This is a genomic window from Streptomyces sp. NPDC006691 (assembly GCF_042869955.1).
In the GTDB taxonomy this organism is placed as follows: domain Bacteria; phylum Actinomycetota; class Actinomycetes; order Streptomycetales; family Streptomycetaceae; genus Streptomyces.
The window spans coordinates 94,065-111,027 of sequence record NZ_JBIAGW010000005.1 but is presented as its reverse complement, the minus strand read 5'-3'; the positions used below and the strand labels follow the sequence as shown (position 1 = coordinate 111,027).

The window sequence follows — 16,963 nt, the reverse complement described above, 5'->3', positions numbered from 1 at the left end:
GACGCCCTCTGGTCATTAGCTCTGAGTCAGAGATAAAATGGGGACATGGCCGCCGATGAGCCCGACCCGGAAGCGCCCGAACCGTTCGACGACTCCTTCGCCGATGTGCTCGCCGCCGTCCAGCGGCTCGTGCGGCGCCGGCTGCGCCGCGGGCTGACCGCGCCACGGCTGCGCGGCGCCCACATCGAACTGCTCGGCCTGGTCGCCGCCCGGCCCGGCATCGGGGTGTCGGCCGCCGCCAAGGAGCTCTACCTGGCGGGCAATTCGGTCTCCACGCTGGTCAACCAGCTGGTGAAGGGCGGATACCTGAGGCGCGAGACCGATCCGGGCGACCGCCGCTCGGCCCGGCTCCACGTCACCCCCGCCGCCCTCGACCGCCTGCACGACTGGCAGCGCCGCCGGGCCGCGCTCGTACGGGAGCAGGTGGCGCGCCTGGACCCGGCCGACCGGGCCGCGCTGGCCGCCGCGATGCCCGCACTGCGCCGGCTCGCCGAGAACCTGCACGAGGAAGCGGAGGGGTCATGAGTGACGACGACGCTGCGACCGACGGCGTCGCGGTGCGGTGCGACGGCCTGGAGTACGCCTTCGGCGGGACCAGAGCCGTCGACGGACTCGACCTGACCGTCGCCACCGGCGAGGTCTTCGGGCTGCTCGGCCCGAACGGCGCGGGCAAGACCACCGCGATCCGCTGCATCACCACCCTGCTGCCCGTACCGGCGGGCCGCGTCCGGGTGTTCGGGCACGACGCGGCCAAGGAGCGGATGGCCGTGCGCCGGCTGCTCGGCTACGTGCCGCAGCAGCTGTCCGCCGACTCCGGCCTGACCGGACGCGAGAACGTGGCCCTGTTCGCCCGGGTCTTCGACGTGCCCCGCAAGGAACTCGCCCGGCGCGTCGAGCAGGCCCTGTACGCCGTCGGTCTCACCGAGTCCGCCGACCGGATGGCCAAGACGTACTCGGGCGGCATGATCCGCCGCCTCGAACTGGCGCAGGCGCTGGTCAGCGCGCCCCGCCTGCTGATGCTCGACGAGCCGACCATCGGGCTCGACCCGATAGCCCGCACCAGCGTGTGGGAGCACATCAACGCGGTGCGACGGGCCACCGGCATGACAGTCCTGGTGACCACCCACCACATGGACGAGGCCGATCAGTACTGCGACCGTCTGGCGCTCATGCACCGCGGAAGGATACGAGCCCTGGGCACGCCCGAGGGGCTCAAGGCCGAACTGCGCGAGCGCCGCGGCGCGAGCGGTCCCGACGATCCGCCGCCCACCCTGGAGGACGTCTTCCGCGACGTCGCGGGACGTGGGCTCGACAGCCAGGGAGGTGACTTCCGCGATGTCCGCAGCACCCGCCGCACCGCAACCCGCCTCGGCTGAGGTCCCCGGCACCGCCGGGGGCGACAAGGCCGGCGCCCTCGATCTGCTGCTCGTCCCGCCGCGGGCCCGCACCGGCTGGCGGCTGCTGCCGGCCAGGATCGGCGCGCTGTGCCGGGTCGAACTGCAAAAGCTCCGGCACGACCGGGCCGAGCTCTACACCCGGGCCGTGCAGCCCGCCCTGTGGCTGCTCATCTTCGGCGAGACCTTCACCCGCATCAAGGCGATCCCCACCGGCGGCATCCCCTACATCGACTATCTGGCGCCCGGCATCATCGCCCAGTCCGCCATGTTCATCGCCATCTTCTACGGCATCATGATCATCTGGGAGCGGGACTCGGGCATCCTCACCAAGCTCCTCGTCACCCCGACACCGCGCTCCGCCCTGATCACCGGCAAGGCCTTCGCGGCCGGCGTCAAGGCGCTCATCCAGGCGGTCGTGGTGATCGCCATCGCGGCGCTGCTGGGCGTGGCCCTCACCTGGAACCCGTTGCGGCTGCTCGGCGTCGCCGCGGCCGTGATCCTCGGCTCGGCGTTCTTCTCCTGTCTGTCGATGACGATCGCCGGGATCGTGCTGACCCGTGACCGCCTGATGGGCATCGGGCAGGCCATCACGATGCCGCTCTTCTTCGGCTCCAGTGCCCTCTACCCGGTGTCGATCATGCCGGGCTGGCTCCAGGCCGTCAGCAAGGCCAACCCGCTCAGCTACCAGGTCGACGCGCTGCGCGGTCTGCTGCTCGGCACCCCGTCCCATCTCGCCCTCGACTACGGGGTGTTGCTGCTCGCGGCGGCCCTCGGCATCCTCGCCGCCTCCTCACTGCTCGGCAGGCTGGCCCGCTGAGGCTGCCATCATGATCCCCATGACCGAGGACGACGGATACCTCCTGGACAACCGGCAGACCGAGGCGGGGGAGCGGTTCGACGCGCTCGCCGAACTCTTCGACGCCGCCACGTTCCGCCATTTCGACGCCCTCGGCCTGACGGCCGGGCACCGGGTGTGGGAGGTCGGCGCGGGAGGCCCCTCCGTGCCGCGCGGCCTCGCCGAACGGGTCGGCCCCGAGGGGCACGTCCTCGCGACGGACCTCGACACCGGCTGGCTGACCGGCGTCCCCCTGCCGCCCCATGTCGAGGTGCGGCGGCACGACGTCGGACGGGACGAGGCGCCCCCGGGGAGCTTCGACTTCGTGCACGCGCGCCTGGTCCTGGTCCACGTCACCGACCGGGCCCGGGCGCTGCGCACGATGGCCGGGGCGCTGCGCCCCGGCGGCGTCCTGCTCGTCGAGGACGCCGACCCCGCGCTCCAGCCGCTGCTCTGCCTCGACGAGTACGGGCCCGAACAGGAACGCGCCAATCGGCTGCGCCGCGCCTTCAGGCAACTCCTCGCCGAGCGCGGCGCCGATCTCTCCTACGGTCGCAAACTCCCGCGCCTGCTGCGGGAGTTGGACCTTGAGCAGGTCGAGGCCGACGCGTACTTCCCGGTCACCTCGCCGGCCGGCGCCGTCCTCGAAGCGGCCACCGTGCGCCAGGTCAGGGACCAGCTCGTCGACAAGGGCCTGGCCGACGACCGGGAGATCGAACGCCATCTGGCGAGCGTCGCCGCCGGCCGCCTCGACCTGGCGACCTCGCCGATGATCTCCGCCTGGGGCCGCCGGCCGGCCTGAGCGCGACCGGCGGCCGACGGGGCTAGGCCGCCGTGTCGTACGTGTAGTAGCGGGTGTGGTCGAGCATGTCCGCCGGGGTCACGTTGTTCCACGGCCGCATCGTGTCGTGGAGGTCCACGACGTCCCGCGTGCCGGCCGCCGGCAGGTACGGCGAGGCCGGGTGCTTGGCCTGCCACTGCGACCACAGCTTGTCGACGAACGCGTGGTGCATCCAGAACACCGGGTCGTTGGGCGAGGCCCCGGTCGCCATCTGGCCGCCCACCCACACATGGACGCGGTTGTGCAGATTGACCCCGCGCCAGCCCTCCAAGTGGTTGCGGAAGCCGTCGGAGGCGCTGTTCCAGGGCGCCATGTCGTACGTCGCCATGGCAAGGACGCTGTCGACCTCGGCCCGGGTCGGCAGCTGGGCGACCGAGGCGCCGAGCGCCCGGCGCAGGTAAGTGCGGCCGTCCACCCGGACGTTGAGGGGCCAGCCGCCCGCGCTCTGCGCGAAGGGCCCGTCCATCACCTGGCCGTCCCGGCTGCGGCCGGTGCCGCCGAGGAAGTCGGCCGCCCACAGCGAGGACGACGGGGTGCGGTCCACCGTCCAGTCCCAGTACGGCAGGGTCACCGACGGGTCGACCGACTGGAGGGCCTGCTCGAACTCGATGAGGAATCTGCGGTGCCAGGGCAGGAAGGACGGTGAACGGTGGCCGACCCGGTCGCCCGTGTCGGTGTCGCTCATGATGAACGCGTTGTGCGTGCTGACGAAGGTGTCGTACCTTCCGCCGCGCTTCAACTGGAGCAGCGCGTCGACGAGTCGGCGCTTCTCGGTGGCGGTGAGGTCCGCCTGGTTCTTGCGAACGGCCATGGCTGTGCTCCTGGTTGGGCGTGGGACGAGGGTGGGACGGCGGTCGTGGCCGGATCAGGCGAGCGGGACGAGGGCGGCGCCCTGGAGCTCGACCACGGCGGCGCGGGCGACCGCGCGGGGCGTGGCGAACGTCTCGTAGTGGTTCACGACGCTGATCCAGGTGCCGTCGGCGTTCTGCATCACATGCAACTCTTGGCCGTCTATGCGTACGCCGTAGCCGCCGCCGTGGTGCATGTGCCCGGCGGCGGGCGCGCCCTGTATCCGACGTCCCTGGAACACCTCGTCGAAGGCCTCGGGCGCGTCATGGCCGGTGTGGGCGTCGGAGTGGCCGCTCGGCACGGCGGCGTGGGCGCTGCCCGCCAGGGCGAGTCCGGCGAGGGTGCCGGCGGTGACGCCGATGGCCTGACGGCGGGTGGGTCGGGACAGTTGGGAGGGTTGAGACATGGCGATCCCCATTGCTTCGCGGCGAGTTGACGCACGGACCCGCCGGGAGGCATTCGACCGGCCTGGTCACGGCCGGGATGCCCGGCGAACCGGTGCACATCCATCCCTACCGGTCGGGGCGGTGTGGCAAGAAGTGGCGAATGGAGGGTTGGCCGCTATGCGGACATGTCCCGATTCGAAGTGCAGTGTTCAACAAGGAGGATCTTGCTGAACCCGTGTCACTGGGGCGTCCAGGGTGAAGATTCTCTCCGGCATATGCCAAGTTTGTGAAAATCTTGTTGCCCTGGCGTGAGGGATGTGTCTGCCCTCACGTGCCGAACCTGTCCAAAAACGCCTGCCGAGGACCGGCCAGTGGCCTGAACCGCCTCTGGAGTTGAGGGCGTTCACCGACCGCGGCTCGACCGCCGGCCCGCGCCGCCCCGGCCTTCGACCCGGCCGTCGTAGAACCAGCCAGTACCGCCCGGCGCGGGGTGGTTGCCGTGCTGGAGGTGCTGGTCCCGGGCGAGCCGATGCCATCGGCGGAACCGGGGACGGGGAGGGGAACGGCGGCCCTGACCCGGCTTTCCTGTCGGGCGGGCAGGGTGGCCGCCGTTCCGTCCGGCGGAGCCGGACTATCCCACGCCGCGCGGCAGGGCCAGCGACTGGACCTGGGGAAGCGAGGTCCAGTCGTTCGAGGCGACGCTTGCGTGGGCCGCGGCGAGGCGGGCCACCCGCGCCTGTGCGTCCGCCGGTGAGGGGTTCTTGTCGTCGAGGGCCGGCGCGACGTTCTGCGCGTCGGTCATGACGACGAAGTAGTGGTGGGTGTCGTACCAGGCGGTGTCGATCGTGCCGCCGAGATACGTCGCTGCGTCCCCGTCGAAGACCACGAACCACGGGCGGATCGAGGTGTCCGCGTAGCGTGAACGCGGGTCACCTGCCTGGGCGTTGTGCACCGCGGGAAAGATCTGGGCCTGGCCGGTGCGGCCGGCCGCCGCCAGATCGCGCAGGTGGCGCGCGTACTCGACGTCCGTCCAGAGGCTGTCGGTGGGATTGCCCTCCTCGACCGTCCCCGGGATCACTTCGAGCATCACCTTGCCCGCGAGCGCCTGACGGGTCGGCCAGTTGCCGGCGACCGCGGCCTCGTCGAGCGTGGCGTACTGGCCGCCGCCGGGCCTGGCGAGCAGGTCCGCCGGGCGGAAGACCGCGGAGCCGAGGTGGTCGCTGATCGTCTGGTCCAGCTTGGCGGGGCTCATGCCGTAGGTGGCCTGGAAGCCCGCCTTCATCTCCAGCTTGATGACGAGCGGCGGATGCCCGGGGTGGGCGCCGAGCCACACCCGTACGTCGTCGAGGCAGCTCTCCAGGTTCTTGTTGGCGCCGCCGGTGTAGAGCTGGGCGGGGGTGCCGGCGTTGACGCAGTTGTTGCTGTTGCCGAGAGGATTGGAGTGGCTGACCTTCCACTCCTTGGTGATGAAGTCGTCCCAGACGTCGAGCTCGATCATCGAGGTGCCGGAGTCCAGGGCCTGCGCCAGATAGGGGAAGGCCGCCGGGTCGTAGGTGTTGTGCAGCCCGGAGACGGTGGCCCCGGACAGCGGCAGGGTCTCGGGCCCCGCCGCGGACGCGCTGCCGCCGGCACCCGCCGTGGCGAGGGCGAGGCAGGCGGCGAGCGCGCCGAGCAGGGTGGTGCGCGGCCGGGGCGCGAATCGTCTGGGCCGGGGATCCGACACGGGTCCTCCTAGTGGGGGGTGACTCTCCGTCAGGACAGTGTCATCGTCGCGTGAAGCGACGAAGACATGTCAAGTAACACGAGTTGGATTCCTGCTGTCACCCCCTGCGGCCGATCCGGTCGCAGTTGGCGCTCGCGTCAGTGTCGACGGGGTCAACCTGGCGTCGGGGAAGGGGAGTTGGACACTGCCCCGGTGCCGGGCGCCTAGAAGTTGAACACGGCTTCGGAACCGGCCGCCTTCAGGCAGGAGTTGGCGTACGTCTGCACATGGCTGACCCGCTTGCCGTTCCAGACGCCGTCCGCCCGTACGGTCACCGGCTGCCACACCTGGGTACACAGCCGTGGGGCGCCACTCGCGACGAGGGCGGTGAAGTCACCCTGCACGTTCCTGAGTTCGGCACAAGCGGCGGCCGGCGCGGGGTGGGTGCCGGAGGGGGTCGGGGCGCAGCTGAGGGTGACGGCGCGCTGGACGGAGGCGCCCTCGTCGCCGGTGCCGGGCTCGACGCTGATCACGAGCGCCGACGGCGGGTACAGGCTCATCGGCTTCATGGTGCCGGTCGGGGCCGCGGCCGCGCTGCCGAGTCCGGTGCCGATGAGCCCGTTGGCGAGTAGGGCGACGGCGACGGCGCTGACTGCTGCGATCTTCCGCATTTCGAACACTCCTGGGGTCGGTTTCCGAAGAACGGACAGGAGTCTGTCCTGCATCGGAGGGCCCCGTGCGCCACGCCGGACACATTCGGTCACACGAAGTGACTCAACGAAGCCGCATCGGTGCAGGCGGACGGACGGGAGCGCAGGTCGCCGAGTCGGTCAAGGTCGGCCAAAAGAAAGGCATGAAGAGGTATATGAAGTCGATTTCCAGGCAACGAAAGGCTGAATTCTGGGAATCTTAGGCCGGTTTGAGGGCTGGTCAGATTCAGCGATCGGCCGTCGCGGGCCGCGCGGGGCCGCCCTCCGGGATCGCCCGGGTCCGTCGTGCCAGACGGCCCGGACCGATGTCCGGGCGCGCTCCGGTCCGTCTTTCGGACGCCCGCCCTCCGGCGGCCCCGGTCGGTCCGGAACCGTGCGGCCGGTCCGACGGGCCCCGGCGGCCGGCGCCCCGGTCGCGGGATGGCCCGGTGGCCGGGATGCCGCCGGAGTTCACTCCGAGGAACGCGTGCGCTCCGCGCGAGCGCGGACGACGCGGCGCCGGCGCACCACCAGGAACACGGTTCCGGCCACGGCGAGGCCGGCTGCCGCCGAGCTCGTCAGTGTCCAGCCGGGCTCGTCGTCGTCCACGGGGGCCTCGGGCTCGACGGCCGCGACCTGTGCGATCTGGGCCTGCCGCTGGGGAGACTTGGCCCGTACGGGTTCGAGGGAGCCCACCGAGTCGACGTGGTCCCAGGCCGCGAAGCCCCAGTCCAGCAGGGTGCGGGCCTCGTCGTAGACCTCGAAGCCGCCGCCGGCCTGCGGGTTCATGACGGTCACCAGCAAGGTGCGGTCGCCCTGCTTCGCGGCCGCGATCAGCGTGTTGCCGGCGTTGGTCGTGTAGCCGTTCTTGACCCCCACGATCCCGGGGTAGCGGGACACCCCGTCGGAGCCCGAAAGCAGCCGGTTGGTGTTCATGATCCCGTACGAACCGCCGCCGCCGGGGAACTGCGCGGACGGCGTCGAGCAGTACTCGGCGAAGTCGGGACGGGCCAGGCCCGCCCGCCCGAACACCGCGAGGTCGAAAGCCGAGGAGACCTGGCCCGGGCTGTCGTAGCCGTCGGGCGAGACGACCTCGGTGTCCAGGGCGCCGAGCCGCCGGGCCTGGGCCTGCATCTGCGCCGCGGTCTCCTCCCAGCCGCCGTTCAGCGAGGCCAGCACGTGGACGGCGTCGTTGCCCGAGCTTAGGAAGACGCCGCGCCACAGGTCGGCCACCTGATAGGTGTGCCCCGCTTCCACGCCCACCAGGCTGCTGCCCGGGCCGATGCCGGCCAGTTCCTGCTCGGAGACCGTGTGCCGGTCCTCGGCGTGCAGATGGGGGAGGGCCGTGACCGCGAACAGCGTCTTGAGGGTGCTGGCCGGCGGCAGCTTGCGGTGGGCGTCCCGGGCGGCGAGCACCTTGCCCGTGCGGGCATCCGCGACCACGTACGACAGGGCGGACACCTCGCTCGGAAGGGCGGGAGCGCCCGGTCGCAGACTGACCTGCTGGCCCGCTCCCGGGCCCTGCGCGGGCGCGGAGGCGGAGCTGTCGGGCGTCGGGGCGAGGCAGCACAGACCGATGGCGGCAGTGGCGGTGAGTGCTGCCATGGAACGGAAACCGGATCTGATGACCATTCAGCCACCGTAGGAACAGAACGGACATCACGCAGGTCGGCTTGTGCCGTCCGGCCTACACGGGAGGCACTCGACCGGGCGGTTCCGTCCCGGCGGGCGGGCGCCCGTGCGCAGGCGCCGGCGCGGGCGGTCCTGTCCGGCCCGTCGGGGAGCCTGTGCGGGAGGCGCTCGGCCGGCCCGTTCCGTTCACCGGGCGGGGCCGGCGCCGGAGGCACTCGGCGGACGGCTCCGTTCACCGGTCCGGCGTCCTTTGTTCAAGGAAGAGCAATGGTCTAGTCCAAGTCGTTGACGTGTTCCGGCCACCGCCCAATTCTGGGAGCCCCTCCCCTCCCCAGGAGACCTCGACATGAAGCCACTTCGTGCTCTCCTGTGCGGCGCCGCCAGCGCCGCACTCGCCGCGGCCGGGCTCACCGCCCTCGTCGCAGGACAGGCCTCCGGCGCGACCGCCGACGCCGCCGGGCTCGGCAGCCGCTGGTACGCGGCCGCGCCCTATCTGATGCCACTCGACAACAACCCGCCCGACACCTCCGCCATCATGGACGCCACCGGACTCAAGGCCTTCCAGCTGGCCTTCGTCCTCGCCCCCAACGGCGGTGGCTGTAGCCCCACTTGGGGTGGAACGGCCCCCGTCTCCTCCGACACCGCGGTCGCCGGGATCATCGGCTCGATCCGTGCCAAGGGCGGAGACGTCTCGGTCTCGGTCGGCGGGTACGGCGGCACCAAGCTCGGCCAGAACTGTGCGGACGCCGCCTCCACCGCCGCCGCGTACCAGCAGGTCATCACCAAGTACCAGCTCAAGGCGATCGACTTCGACCTCGAAGAGCCGGAGTACGAGAACACCGCCGCCATCTCGCACGAGATCGGCGCCGCCAAGATCCTTCAGCAGAACAACCCCGGCCTGTACGTGTCGGTGACCACCGCCGGGACCGCCGACGGCACCGGCTGGTTCGGCAAGCAGATGCTGAACGAGGCCAAGACCCAGGGCTTCGTGCCGGACAACTTCTCGATCATGCCGTTCGACGGCGGGTTCAGCGGAGCCGCCGCCCAGACCGCCGCCCTGACCAACTTCAACTCGGTACTCCAGTCGACCTTCGGCTGGTCCGCCGCGACGGCCTACGCCCACGAGGGCTTCTCCGGCATGAACGGCCGCAGCGACTCCGGCGAGTACTTCTCGCAGGCCGACTTCCAGACCGTGCTCGACTACGCGACCAGCCACGGCATGGCGCGCTTCACCTTCTGGTCCCTCAACCGGGACCGGCAGTGCACCCCGCCCGACAACAACGGCACCACGTCGGGGGTGTGCAGCAGCGTTCCGCAGGCGGCCTGGGACTTCGCCAAGTACTCGGTGAGGTTCGCCGGAGCCACCCCGCCCAACTCGCCCCCGCCGTCCTCCCCGCCGCCCTCCTCGCCCGGCGGCGGCACCTGCGCGGTGACGGCCTGGAGCTCGGGTGCCGTCTACACCCAGGGCAACGAGGTCTCCCACAACGGCCACCAGTGGAAGGCCAAGTGGTGGACGCAGAACGAGGAGCCCGGCACCACGGGGGAGTGGGGGGTCTGGCAGGACGAGGGCACCTGCTGAACGCCGCGGCGGACCGGGCGCCGCTCGCCGCGTTCGCCGCCGCTCGCCGTCGCTCCGGAAAGTTTTTCCGGAGCGACGGCAACCCCGGGTGCCGCCGCACGTCGTCAGGGGTGAAGGCGCGGAATTCCGCGCCGCCTCGCCGACCGTGGAGAAGCACAACGTGACCGTCCCCCAGCACCGTCCCGACCGCCCGGCCCGCCGCCCCCTCGCCGGGGCCGCCGCGGCGACCGGCCTGCTCCTCGCCCTCGCGGCCCCCGTGTTCGCCGGCACCGCGTACGCCGAGACCCCGGCCCCCCAGCCCAAGCGCGCGGCCCCCGCCTCGGCGCCCCAGTCCGCCGCCGTGCCCGGTTCGCCGGTCAAGCGGGCGGATGAAAGCAAGCAACCGGCCGCGGCGCCGGCCGCGAAGCCCGAGGCCGGCGCCCCGTCGGCCGCCCCCGCCGCCAAGGAGCCCGCGCCCGTGCCTCCGTCCGGCGGGCAGGGTGAGCCGAGCGCGGCGCCCAGCGCACCGGCCGCGGCTCCCGCGCCCGCGGACCAGAAGGAGCTCGCGCATACTGGTGCGTCCACCACCACCAACACGGTGATGGGTGTCGGAGCGGGCGCACTGATCCTCGCGGGCGCCGGAACCGTCGTCGCCGTACGGCGACGCCACCAGAACTGAGCACCCAGGCACCCACCGCCCCGTCCCCTCGCCAGGGGGCGGGGCACGCCCGCGCAACCGAGGAACCGATGGAGCACACCGCCGCACCGCACCCGGCACTCTTCACCCCGCGCGCGCTCGCGCCCCGGTGGCGCGGACTGCTGTGGCGCGGCCGCGCCACAGCGGGCGCTCCCCGTGCGCGGACGCCCTCGGCCACGCGGTCCAGCGCGTTCACCGGGGCCCGCGACCCCGGCGCCGTGCCGCCGACCGTCGGCGAGCTCTACCACGCGCACCGCCTCAAGATGGTGCGTCTCGCCGTGATGCTGGTGGACGACCGGGCCACGGCCGAGGACGTGGTGCAGGACGCGTTCACCGCCCTGTACCGGCGCCACGGCGACCGCATCGATGAGATCGACAACGCGCTCGCCTATCTGCGCACCGCCGTCGTGAACGCCTCGCGGTCCGTGCTGCGCCGCCGCCGCACCGCCCGCGGCTACACCCCGCCGCACGAACCCGACGCGCCCTCCGCCGAGGAACGCGTCGTCCTCGACGAGGAACACCGCGAAGTCCTCGCCGCCCTCGGGCAGTTGACGGTCCGTCGGCGCGAGGTACTGGTCCTGCGGTACTGGAGCGACCTCACGGAGGCCGAGATCGCGACCACCCTCGGCATCAGCCGGGGGTCGGTGAAGTCCATCGCGAGCCGGGCACTCGACTCGCTGGAGAAGATCCTGGAGGCACGGGCATGAGCGGCCACTGGAGCGGGCCCGACACCCCCGAGCGTCCGGTCGAGCGCCGGCTGCGCGCGGCGCTCGCCGCCCGCGCGGAGGGCATCGCCGTCGTTGATCTGCGCCCCGCCGATCCGCCGGGCCCCCATCTGCGCCGCACCCCGCTGGCCCGGTTGCGCCGGCGCCGCTTCCTGCTGCCCCTGGCCGGGCTCGCCACGGCCGCCGCCGTGGCGATCGGCTGGTTCACCCTGGCCCCCGCCCCCGAGCCGCCGCGCCCGCTGCCGGCCGGGACGCCGGGCCCGGTGGAGCCGCCGCCGAGCCCCGGCGTCTCCGAAGCACCCGCGCCGATGCCCGCGCCCGTGCCGCCCAGCCCCACGCCCTCGGCCGACCGCTCGAAGGCACCGGGCGAGGGGCCGCCGGCGCCCCCGCGCCGGCCGGTGGCCCCGAGCGCCGGAACACCGGCGCGGGCGACACCGGACGGGCCGGCCCCGCTCTCCAGGACGTCGGCCCCCTGAGGTCAGCGGACGCGGGCCGCGTCGCGCCGGCGCCGCCACAGCACCACGGGTGCCGCGCCCGCCAGTGAGAGCGCGCCCGGTGCGAGGGCGGCCCGTGTGTTGATGCCGGGCTGGTCGAAGGTGCCCGGGACGGGCAGCGTCGCCCAGCGCGAGAGCGGCCACGCGACCACGAACGCACGGCCCACGGCCTCGTCGACCGGCACGAACCCGTGGTTCTTGTCGGCCTGGTGGTAGCGCGAGTCCTCCGAGTCCTGCCGGTGGTCGCCCATCATCCACAGCTTGCCCTCGGGGACCGTCACCTTGAACTGGCCGCCCTTCTGGTCGACGCTGCATGGCGTGTTCCCGGGAAAGACGTACGGCTCGGTGAGCGGCTTGCCGTTGACGGTCAGGGGGCCGGTGCCCTTGCACTCCACGGTGTCGCCCCCGACCCCGATGACGCGCTTGATCAGGTCCTGCTCGTTGGCCGACGGCATCACGCCGACGAACGACAGGACCTTCTGCACCACGTTCGGGTGGGAAGCCGGCTGTCCGGAAAGCCAGTTGTCCGGGTCGTGGAAGACGACGACCTCGCCGCGTCCGGGCTTCGCGCCGAACCACGGGGTCAGCTTGTCGACCAGGACGCGGTCGCCGGGCTGGAGTGCGTTCTGCATGGACTCGGAGGGGATGGAGAACGCCTGCACCAGGAACGTCTTGATGAGCAGCGCGAGCACCAGCGCGACCACGACGAGGATCGGCAGCTCCCGCCAGAAGGAGCGGTGTCTGCCGGGGCCGGAGCGACGCGGTCCCTCGGGCCCCTCACCCTCGGCCCGAGGGCTCCCGTCCGCGCCGACCGCTGAATTCCCCACGCCCGCTCCTTCGTTCGTACCGCACCCACGCGCCGATGGCGTGGGTCCACGACCTGCCCGATGAACGGTAGTTCCCCACGGCCCCGATCCACGGGGGCGCCGGGCGGTGTCCGGTCGCGTTCCTGCATCCGCAGGACGCGGGGCGGGTCAGGAGGAGGGCTCGGGGCCCTGCATGTGCTCGCTGATCCACTGGATGAGGCCGCCGTTGGCCATGTTCGGCACATACGTCTTGGCGTTGTGGCCGCCGCCCTGGATGACGCTGAGCTTCGTCTTGATCGGGCCCTTGCCGTACTTGGCGATGAACTCCTCGATCTTCGGCTTGGCCTGGGCGTCGGAGCCCACGGTGCCGACCTGGAAGGCCAGATAGACGTCGGGGCTCTTCGCCGCGATCAGTTTCTGGGCCAGCAGATTGGGGTTGTTCTCGCCCTTCTCCTTGTCGTGCCCGGCCCACAGCCGCGAGTCGGGCACGATGTCCGGGCCCGAGGCGATGACGGCCTTGAACTGGCCGGGCTTCTGCAACACGCTCTTGAGGCCGGCGAAGCCGCCGGTCGAGGAGCCCATGAAGGCCCAGCCGTCACGGGACTTGACCGTACGGAAGTTGGCCTTGATGAGGTCGGGCACGTCCTCCGTCAGCCAGGTGCCCATCTTCGGCTGGCCGGGGATGTCACTGGCGTCCCAGTACAGGCCGCCGGTGTCCGGGTGCGGGTTGAGCACCGGCATCGCGAGGATGAACGGCAGGCTCTTGCCCTCCTTGGACCACTGGGAGACACTCGCCTCCAGCTTGAGGTCCGTACCCATCCAGTAGTTGGTCGGGTAGCCGGCGCCGCCGGGCAGCGCGACCATGACCGGGAAGCCGCTCTTGGCGTACTTCGGGTCCTTGTACTCCGGCGGGACCCAGACCCAGACCTTGCCCGTGAAGCCGGACTTCTTGCCCTCCAGGGTCGTCACGGCGATCTTGGTGCCGTTCTCCGGAACCGTGCCGGCCACCGTGAACTTGGCCTCGGGCCCGGTCGGCATCAGCACCTTGGAGCTGCTCGCCTTGCCGTCGCCGCCCGGCTTGTCACCGCCGGCTCCGGAGCCACCCTGGCCAAAACTGATCGCGTCGCCCTTGTCGGAGAAGACGTCGAAGTAGTTCAGGACGGGCCACGCGATCAGGCCGAGCACGGTGACGGCGGCCACGCCGAGTATCCAGCGCTTGGCGCGGCTGGCCCGGCGGTGGCCCCGAGACTGGTAGGCCCCGTGGCGGGGGTGGGTCATTGCTGTCGCTCCGGGTGGTTCCGTGGCCCAAGGGCATGCCTGTTCGTTCCACCTGGGCTGATGGGCGGGAGCGGCCAAAGGGTTCCGGATTTGTCTTACAAATCTTGTGAATGTGACCGATCAAGCCACCCGCGCACCGGACTCCCCCCGCCCCTCCCCGGCCCGTACGGCCGACGGTCCCCTGAGGTCAGGCGGCCAGAGGATGCCGGACCCACACATGGGGCTCGACATAACTCACCCCGTCGTGACGGGTGTCACAGTGCACCGGGACCAGGGCGGCGGGGACCTCGATCTCGCCGTCGCGGTCGAAGGGCAGCCCCGTCCAGCGACGCCACTCGGCCGACGTCCCGCTCACCGTCATCGACGCGGCGGCCGCCTTCACCATGGTGCCGCCCGCCCTGACGTGAACGCGCAGCCAGGGATCGGCGGGCAGACCGTCGTCCCTGACCTCGCGCAGATATTCGGCCATGGGCAGCCGCGGCCGCAGATGCTCCGCCGTCGGCCGCACCGGCGCCACGAGGGCGTCGAGCCCCTGGTGCCCCACCGCGGCCCGCATCGCGGCGAGCATGCGGTACGACAGACCGCGCCTCCCGAAGCTCGCCGCGTCGATCTCGGCCCGTACGCCCGAGTCACCGAGCGGCTCCGCGATGTCGACGCCGCCGGAGCGGATCGCGAAACTGCCGCGCACCGGGAACAGCCCGAACAGGTGCCGGGTCGTGAACTCGACGGCCGAGGCTCCCGGGTCGATCGCGTAGTGCCCGAGCGCGGGCGCCGCCGTGGTCCTGTCCTCGTTGGTCTCCATGGCCCGATGGGACCGCGAGGCAGCCCCGTGCGCCAGAGCGGACGGGAGGAGGACGGGGCGACGAAAGGCGGGCAGGACGCGGCGGCATACGACTTTCGTAGGGTGTGCCGGGACCGGAGGTCTCCTTCCCGGGGGCCGCCGACCGGAATTGACCTACCGTGAACGGCATGAGTGACGGACCGTGGCACTGCCGGCATCCGCTCGCCGTGGACACGGCGATCGCCGTCTGCTTCACCGTGACCGACCTGGCGATCACGCTGGTCGGCGCGACCTGGTGGCCCGAGCGCCCCGGCCCCCTGGCGTGGGCCCTGCTCGGCGCCCAGGCCCTGGCCTGTCTCTCCCTCGTCGCCCGTCGCCGGGCGCCCCTGACGGTGGTCGCGGTCCTCGGCGCCTTCACGCTCGCCGTGACGCTGCTGATCTCCCCGGTGCACGCCCTGACCCCCGCCGACCCGGGCAACGTCTGGGCCCCGTTCTCGACGGCGCTCGCCGCGTACGGGCCGGTCTTCTACGGCAGGACCGCACGCAACCGGCGCACGGTGTTCCTGGTGCTCGGCCTCTTCACCCTGGTGGTCGCCCGGGCCTGGGAGCCGTCCGTCACCGTCCTCACCATCGGCCTGCTGCGCACCGCGGTCGGACCGCTGCTCGCCCTGTACTTCGACGCGCGCAGACGGCTCGTGTGTGCCCTGACCGAGCGCGCCGAGCGGGAGCGCCATCTGCTCGCCGAGCGGGCGCGCGCCGAGGAACGCGGCCGCCTCGCCGGGGAGATGCACGACGTGGTCACCCACCGGGTCAGCCTCATGGTGCTCCAGGCCGGCGCGCTGCGTGTGACCGCGTCCGACGAGGCGACCCGGCGGGCGGCGGAGGAACTGCGGGCGGCCGGCTGCCAGGCTCTGGAGGAACTGCGGGACCTGGTCGGCATCCTGCGCACCGCGCCGGAGGAGGACCGCACTCCGTCGCCCGACGGGCTGGCCGCGCTCGTCGCCGAGTCGACGGCCGCGGGCGTCCCCACCGAGCTGATCGAGGCGGGCGACCGGTCGCTGGCCTCGCCGGTGGTCGGCCGCACCACGTACCGCGTCGTGCGCGAGGCGCTGACCAACGTGCACCAGCACGCCTGCGGTGCCCGCGTCACCGTCACCGTGGCGTACGACGGGGGCGGGGTGCGTGTCACCGTCCGCAACACCCGGCCGAGCGGGAGCCCCGACAGCGCCCTGGTGCGCACGGGTTCGGGCCTGGGCATCGCCGGCCTCCGCCGGCGCATCGAGCTCGTCCACGGCTGCCTGCGGGCGGGCCCCGAACCGGGCGGCGGGTTCTGCGTGGCCGCCGAACTGCCCGCCTATGTGCCGACAGCGCAATCAGTGGGGTGAGGGCCGTGGTGCGAGTGGTGGTCGTGGACGACGAGGCGATGGTGTGCGGGTTCCTGCGCACCATCCTCGGCTCCGCCGACGACATCGAGGTGGTCGCCGAGGCGCACGACGGGGCGGCCGGCGTCGAGGCGGTGCTGCGGCACCGGCCCGATGTCGTCCTCATGGATCTGCGCATGCCGGGCATGGACGGCATCACCGCCATCGAGCGGCCGGCCCGGCGCGAAGCGCAGCCACCGCCCGTCGTGGTGCTCACGACCTTCGACGCGGACCAGTACGTCCTGCGCGCGCTGCGCGCCGGGGCGACGGGGTTCCTGGTGAAGTCCACGCCGCCGGAGGAGCTCATCGGCCTCGTCCGGGTGGCCGCCGAAGGCCATACCGTCCTGTCGCCCGCCGCGGCCCGGCGGCTCATCGCGGCCTCGACCGACGGTCTGTCGGCCCGCGGCCACGCCCGCGAACGGGTCGCCCTGCTCACCGAGCGGGAGACCGAGGTCCTCGCGGGACTGGGGGAGGGCCTCTCCAACGCGCGGATCGCGGCCCGGCTCCACCTGTCGGAGGCGACCGTCAAGGGATACGTGTCGCGGACACTCGACAAACTGGATTGCGCCAATCGCACCCAGGCCGGACTGCTGGCCCACGAGGCGGGCATCGTGGCGGCGTAGCCGGAATCTCCAACAAGCCGCACACGTAAGTGAGTTGACGCTCCGCCAGGTCCCGCCTGCGAGGGCCCGCATGGTGCGGCCCGCCGCCGGCGGGCGGCCCGGGCGCGGACACGCCGCGGCAATGCCGGGCTCGGTGCCGACGGGGGCGGATGCTTGTTTCTGCTCGTCCGACGGGAGCCGTTGACAAGAACGAGCATCAGTACTGCACTGGCGGGTGCCCTCCGGCAGGCTCGTGCCGGCGGGATCGGC

At 72.2% G+C, this 16,963-nt stretch carries 18 protein-coding genes; 10 read left to right on the top strand and 8 right to left on the bottom strand.

Going from position 1 to position 16,963, the window contains the following annotated elements; all coding sequences use genetic code 11:
- Positions 1-45: 45 nt before the first annotated feature.
- The 4 genes from ACFYNP_RS13810 to ACFYNP_RS13795 are packed head-to-tail and all read left to right on the top strand — an operon-like array spanning position 46 to position 3,034.
- On the top strand, positions 46-525 hold the full coding sequence (locus tag ACFYNP_RS13810; RefSeq protein WP_388412793.1) for a MarR family winged helix-turn-helix transcriptional regulator: 480 nt from the start codon (positions 46-48) through the stop codon (positions 523-525).
- Positions 522-1,376, top strand: a complete 855-nt coding sequence (locus ACFYNP_RS13805) for an ABC transporter ATP-binding protein (RefSeq protein WP_388412791.1) — start codon at positions 522-524, stop codon at positions 1,374-1,376. The genes ACFYNP_RS13810 and ACFYNP_RS13805 overlap by 4 nt, the downstream gene beginning before the upstream one ends.
- Positions 1,336-2,214: an ABC transporter permease gene (locus ACFYNP_RS13800; protein WP_388412789.1), complete on the top strand. Its 879-nt coding sequence runs from the start codon at positions 1,336-1,338 to the stop codon at positions 2,212-2,214. Before ACFYNP_RS13805 ends, ACFYNP_RS13800 begins: the two co-directional genes overlap by 41 nt.
- Before the next feature lie 19 nt (positions 2,215-2,233).
- Positions 2,234-3,034, top strand: coding sequence for a class I SAM-dependent methyltransferase (locus ACFYNP_RS13795; RefSeq protein WP_388785424.1), 801 nt, complete (start codon positions 2,234-2,236; stop codon positions 3,032-3,034).
- A gap of 22 nt (positions 3,035-3,056) precedes the next feature.
- On the opposite strand, the gene ACFYNP_RS13790 is transcribed toward ACFYNP_RS13795, so the two are convergent.
- The 5 genes from ACFYNP_RS13790 to ACFYNP_RS13770 all read right to left on the bottom strand — a co-directional run bounded on the left by ACFYNP_RS13790 (position 3,057) and on the right by ACFYNP_RS13770 (position 8,331).
- Positions 3,057-3,884, bottom strand: coding sequence for a tyrosinase family protein (locus ACFYNP_RS13790; RefSeq protein WP_388785422.1), 828 nt, complete (start codon positions 3,882-3,884; stop codon positions 3,057-3,059).
- Positions 3,885-3,938: 54 nt separating this feature from the next.
- A complete protein-coding gene (locus tag ACFYNP_RS13785; protein WP_388785787.1) occupies positions 3,939-4,310 on the bottom strand; it encodes a tyrosinase cofactor in 372 nt (123 codons plus the stop codon).
- A 629-nt stretch (positions 4,311-4,939) separates the two neighbouring features.
- Complete coding sequence (locus ACFYNP_RS13780; protein ID WP_388785420.1) at positions 4,940-6,031, bottom strand: phosphatidylinositol-specific phospholipase C domain-containing protein; 1,092 nt, start codon at positions 6,029-6,031, stop codon at positions 4,940-4,942.
- Between the two features lie 203 nt (positions 6,032-6,234).
- Positions 6,235-6,681: a subtilase-type protease inhibitor gene (locus tag ACFYNP_RS13775; RefSeq protein WP_388412782.1), complete on the bottom strand. Its 447-nt coding sequence runs from the start codon at positions 6,679-6,681 to the stop codon at positions 6,235-6,237.
- Between the two features lie 489 nt (positions 6,682-7,170).
- Complete coding sequence (locus ACFYNP_RS13770; RefSeq protein WP_388412780.1) at positions 7,171-8,331, bottom strand: D-alanyl-D-alanine carboxypeptidase family protein; 1,161 nt, start codon at positions 8,329-8,331, stop codon at positions 7,171-7,173.
- 346 nt (positions 8,332-8,677) lie between these two features.
- Between ACFYNP_RS13770 and ACFYNP_RS13765 the strand changes: the two genes are divergently transcribed.
- From ACFYNP_RS13765 to ACFYNP_RS13750, 4 genes are all read left to right on the top strand, one after another.
- Positions 8,678-9,910, top strand: coding sequence for a carbohydrate-binding protein (locus ACFYNP_RS13765; protein ID WP_388785418.1), 1,233 nt, complete (start codon positions 8,678-8,680; stop codon positions 9,908-9,910).
- A gap of 160 nt (positions 9,911-10,070) precedes the next feature.
- A complete protein-coding gene (locus ACFYNP_RS13760) occupies positions 10,071-10,568 on the top strand; it encodes an LPXTG cell wall anchor domain-containing protein (protein ID WP_388785416.1) in 498 nt (165 codons plus the stop codon).
- A gap of 68 nt (positions 10,569-10,636) precedes the next feature.
- Positions 10,637-11,293 carry an RNA polymerase sigma factor gene (locus ACFYNP_RS13755; RefSeq protein WP_388412773.1) on the top strand — a complete coding sequence of 219 codons (657 nt, stop codon included), beginning with the start codon at positions 10,637-10,639 and terminating at the stop codon, positions 11,291-11,293.
- Positions 11,290-11,787, top strand: a complete 498-nt coding sequence (locus ACFYNP_RS13750; RefSeq protein ID WP_388412772.1) for a hypothetical protein — start codon at positions 11,290-11,292, stop codon at positions 11,785-11,787. The genes ACFYNP_RS13755 and ACFYNP_RS13750 overlap by 4 nt, the downstream gene beginning before the upstream one ends.
- Positions 11,788-11,789: 2 nt before the next feature.
- On the opposite strand, the gene lepB is transcribed toward ACFYNP_RS13750, so the two are convergent.
- The 3 genes from lepB to ACFYNP_RS13735 all read right to left on the bottom strand — a co-directional run bounded on the left by lepB (position 11,790) and on the right by ACFYNP_RS13735 (position 14,691).
- Positions 11,790-12,632 carry a signal peptidase I gene (gene lepB, locus ACFYNP_RS13745; protein ID WP_388785414.1) on the bottom strand — a complete coding sequence of 281 codons (843 nt, stop codon included), beginning with the start codon at positions 12,630-12,632 and terminating at the stop codon, positions 11,790-11,792.
- 147 nt (positions 12,633-12,779) lie between these two features.
- Positions 12,780-13,889 carry an alpha/beta hydrolase gene (locus ACFYNP_RS13740; RefSeq protein ID WP_388412768.1) on the bottom strand — a complete coding sequence of 370 codons (1,110 nt, stop codon included), beginning with the start codon at positions 13,887-13,889 and terminating at the stop codon, positions 12,780-12,782.
- A 187-nt stretch (positions 13,890-14,076) separates the two neighbouring features.
- Entirely contained in the window at positions 14,077-14,691 is a 615-nt protein-coding gene (locus ACFYNP_RS13735; RefSeq protein ID WP_388785413.1) for a YceI family protein, read from the bottom strand.
- Between the two features lie 167 nt (positions 14,692-14,858).
- On the opposite strand from ACFYNP_RS13735, the gene ACFYNP_RS13730 reads away from it, so the two are divergent.
- On the top strand, positions 14,859-16,055 hold the full coding sequence (locus ACFYNP_RS13730; protein ID WP_388785411.1) for a sensor histidine kinase: 1,197 nt from the start codon (positions 14,859-14,861) through the stop codon (positions 16,053-16,055).
- Positions 16,056-16,060: 5 nt separating this feature from the next.
- Entirely contained in the window at positions 16,061-16,714 is a 654-nt protein-coding gene (locus ACFYNP_RS13725; protein WP_388785410.1) for a response regulator, read from the top strand.
- Positions 16,715-16,963 lie beyond the last annotated feature (249 nt).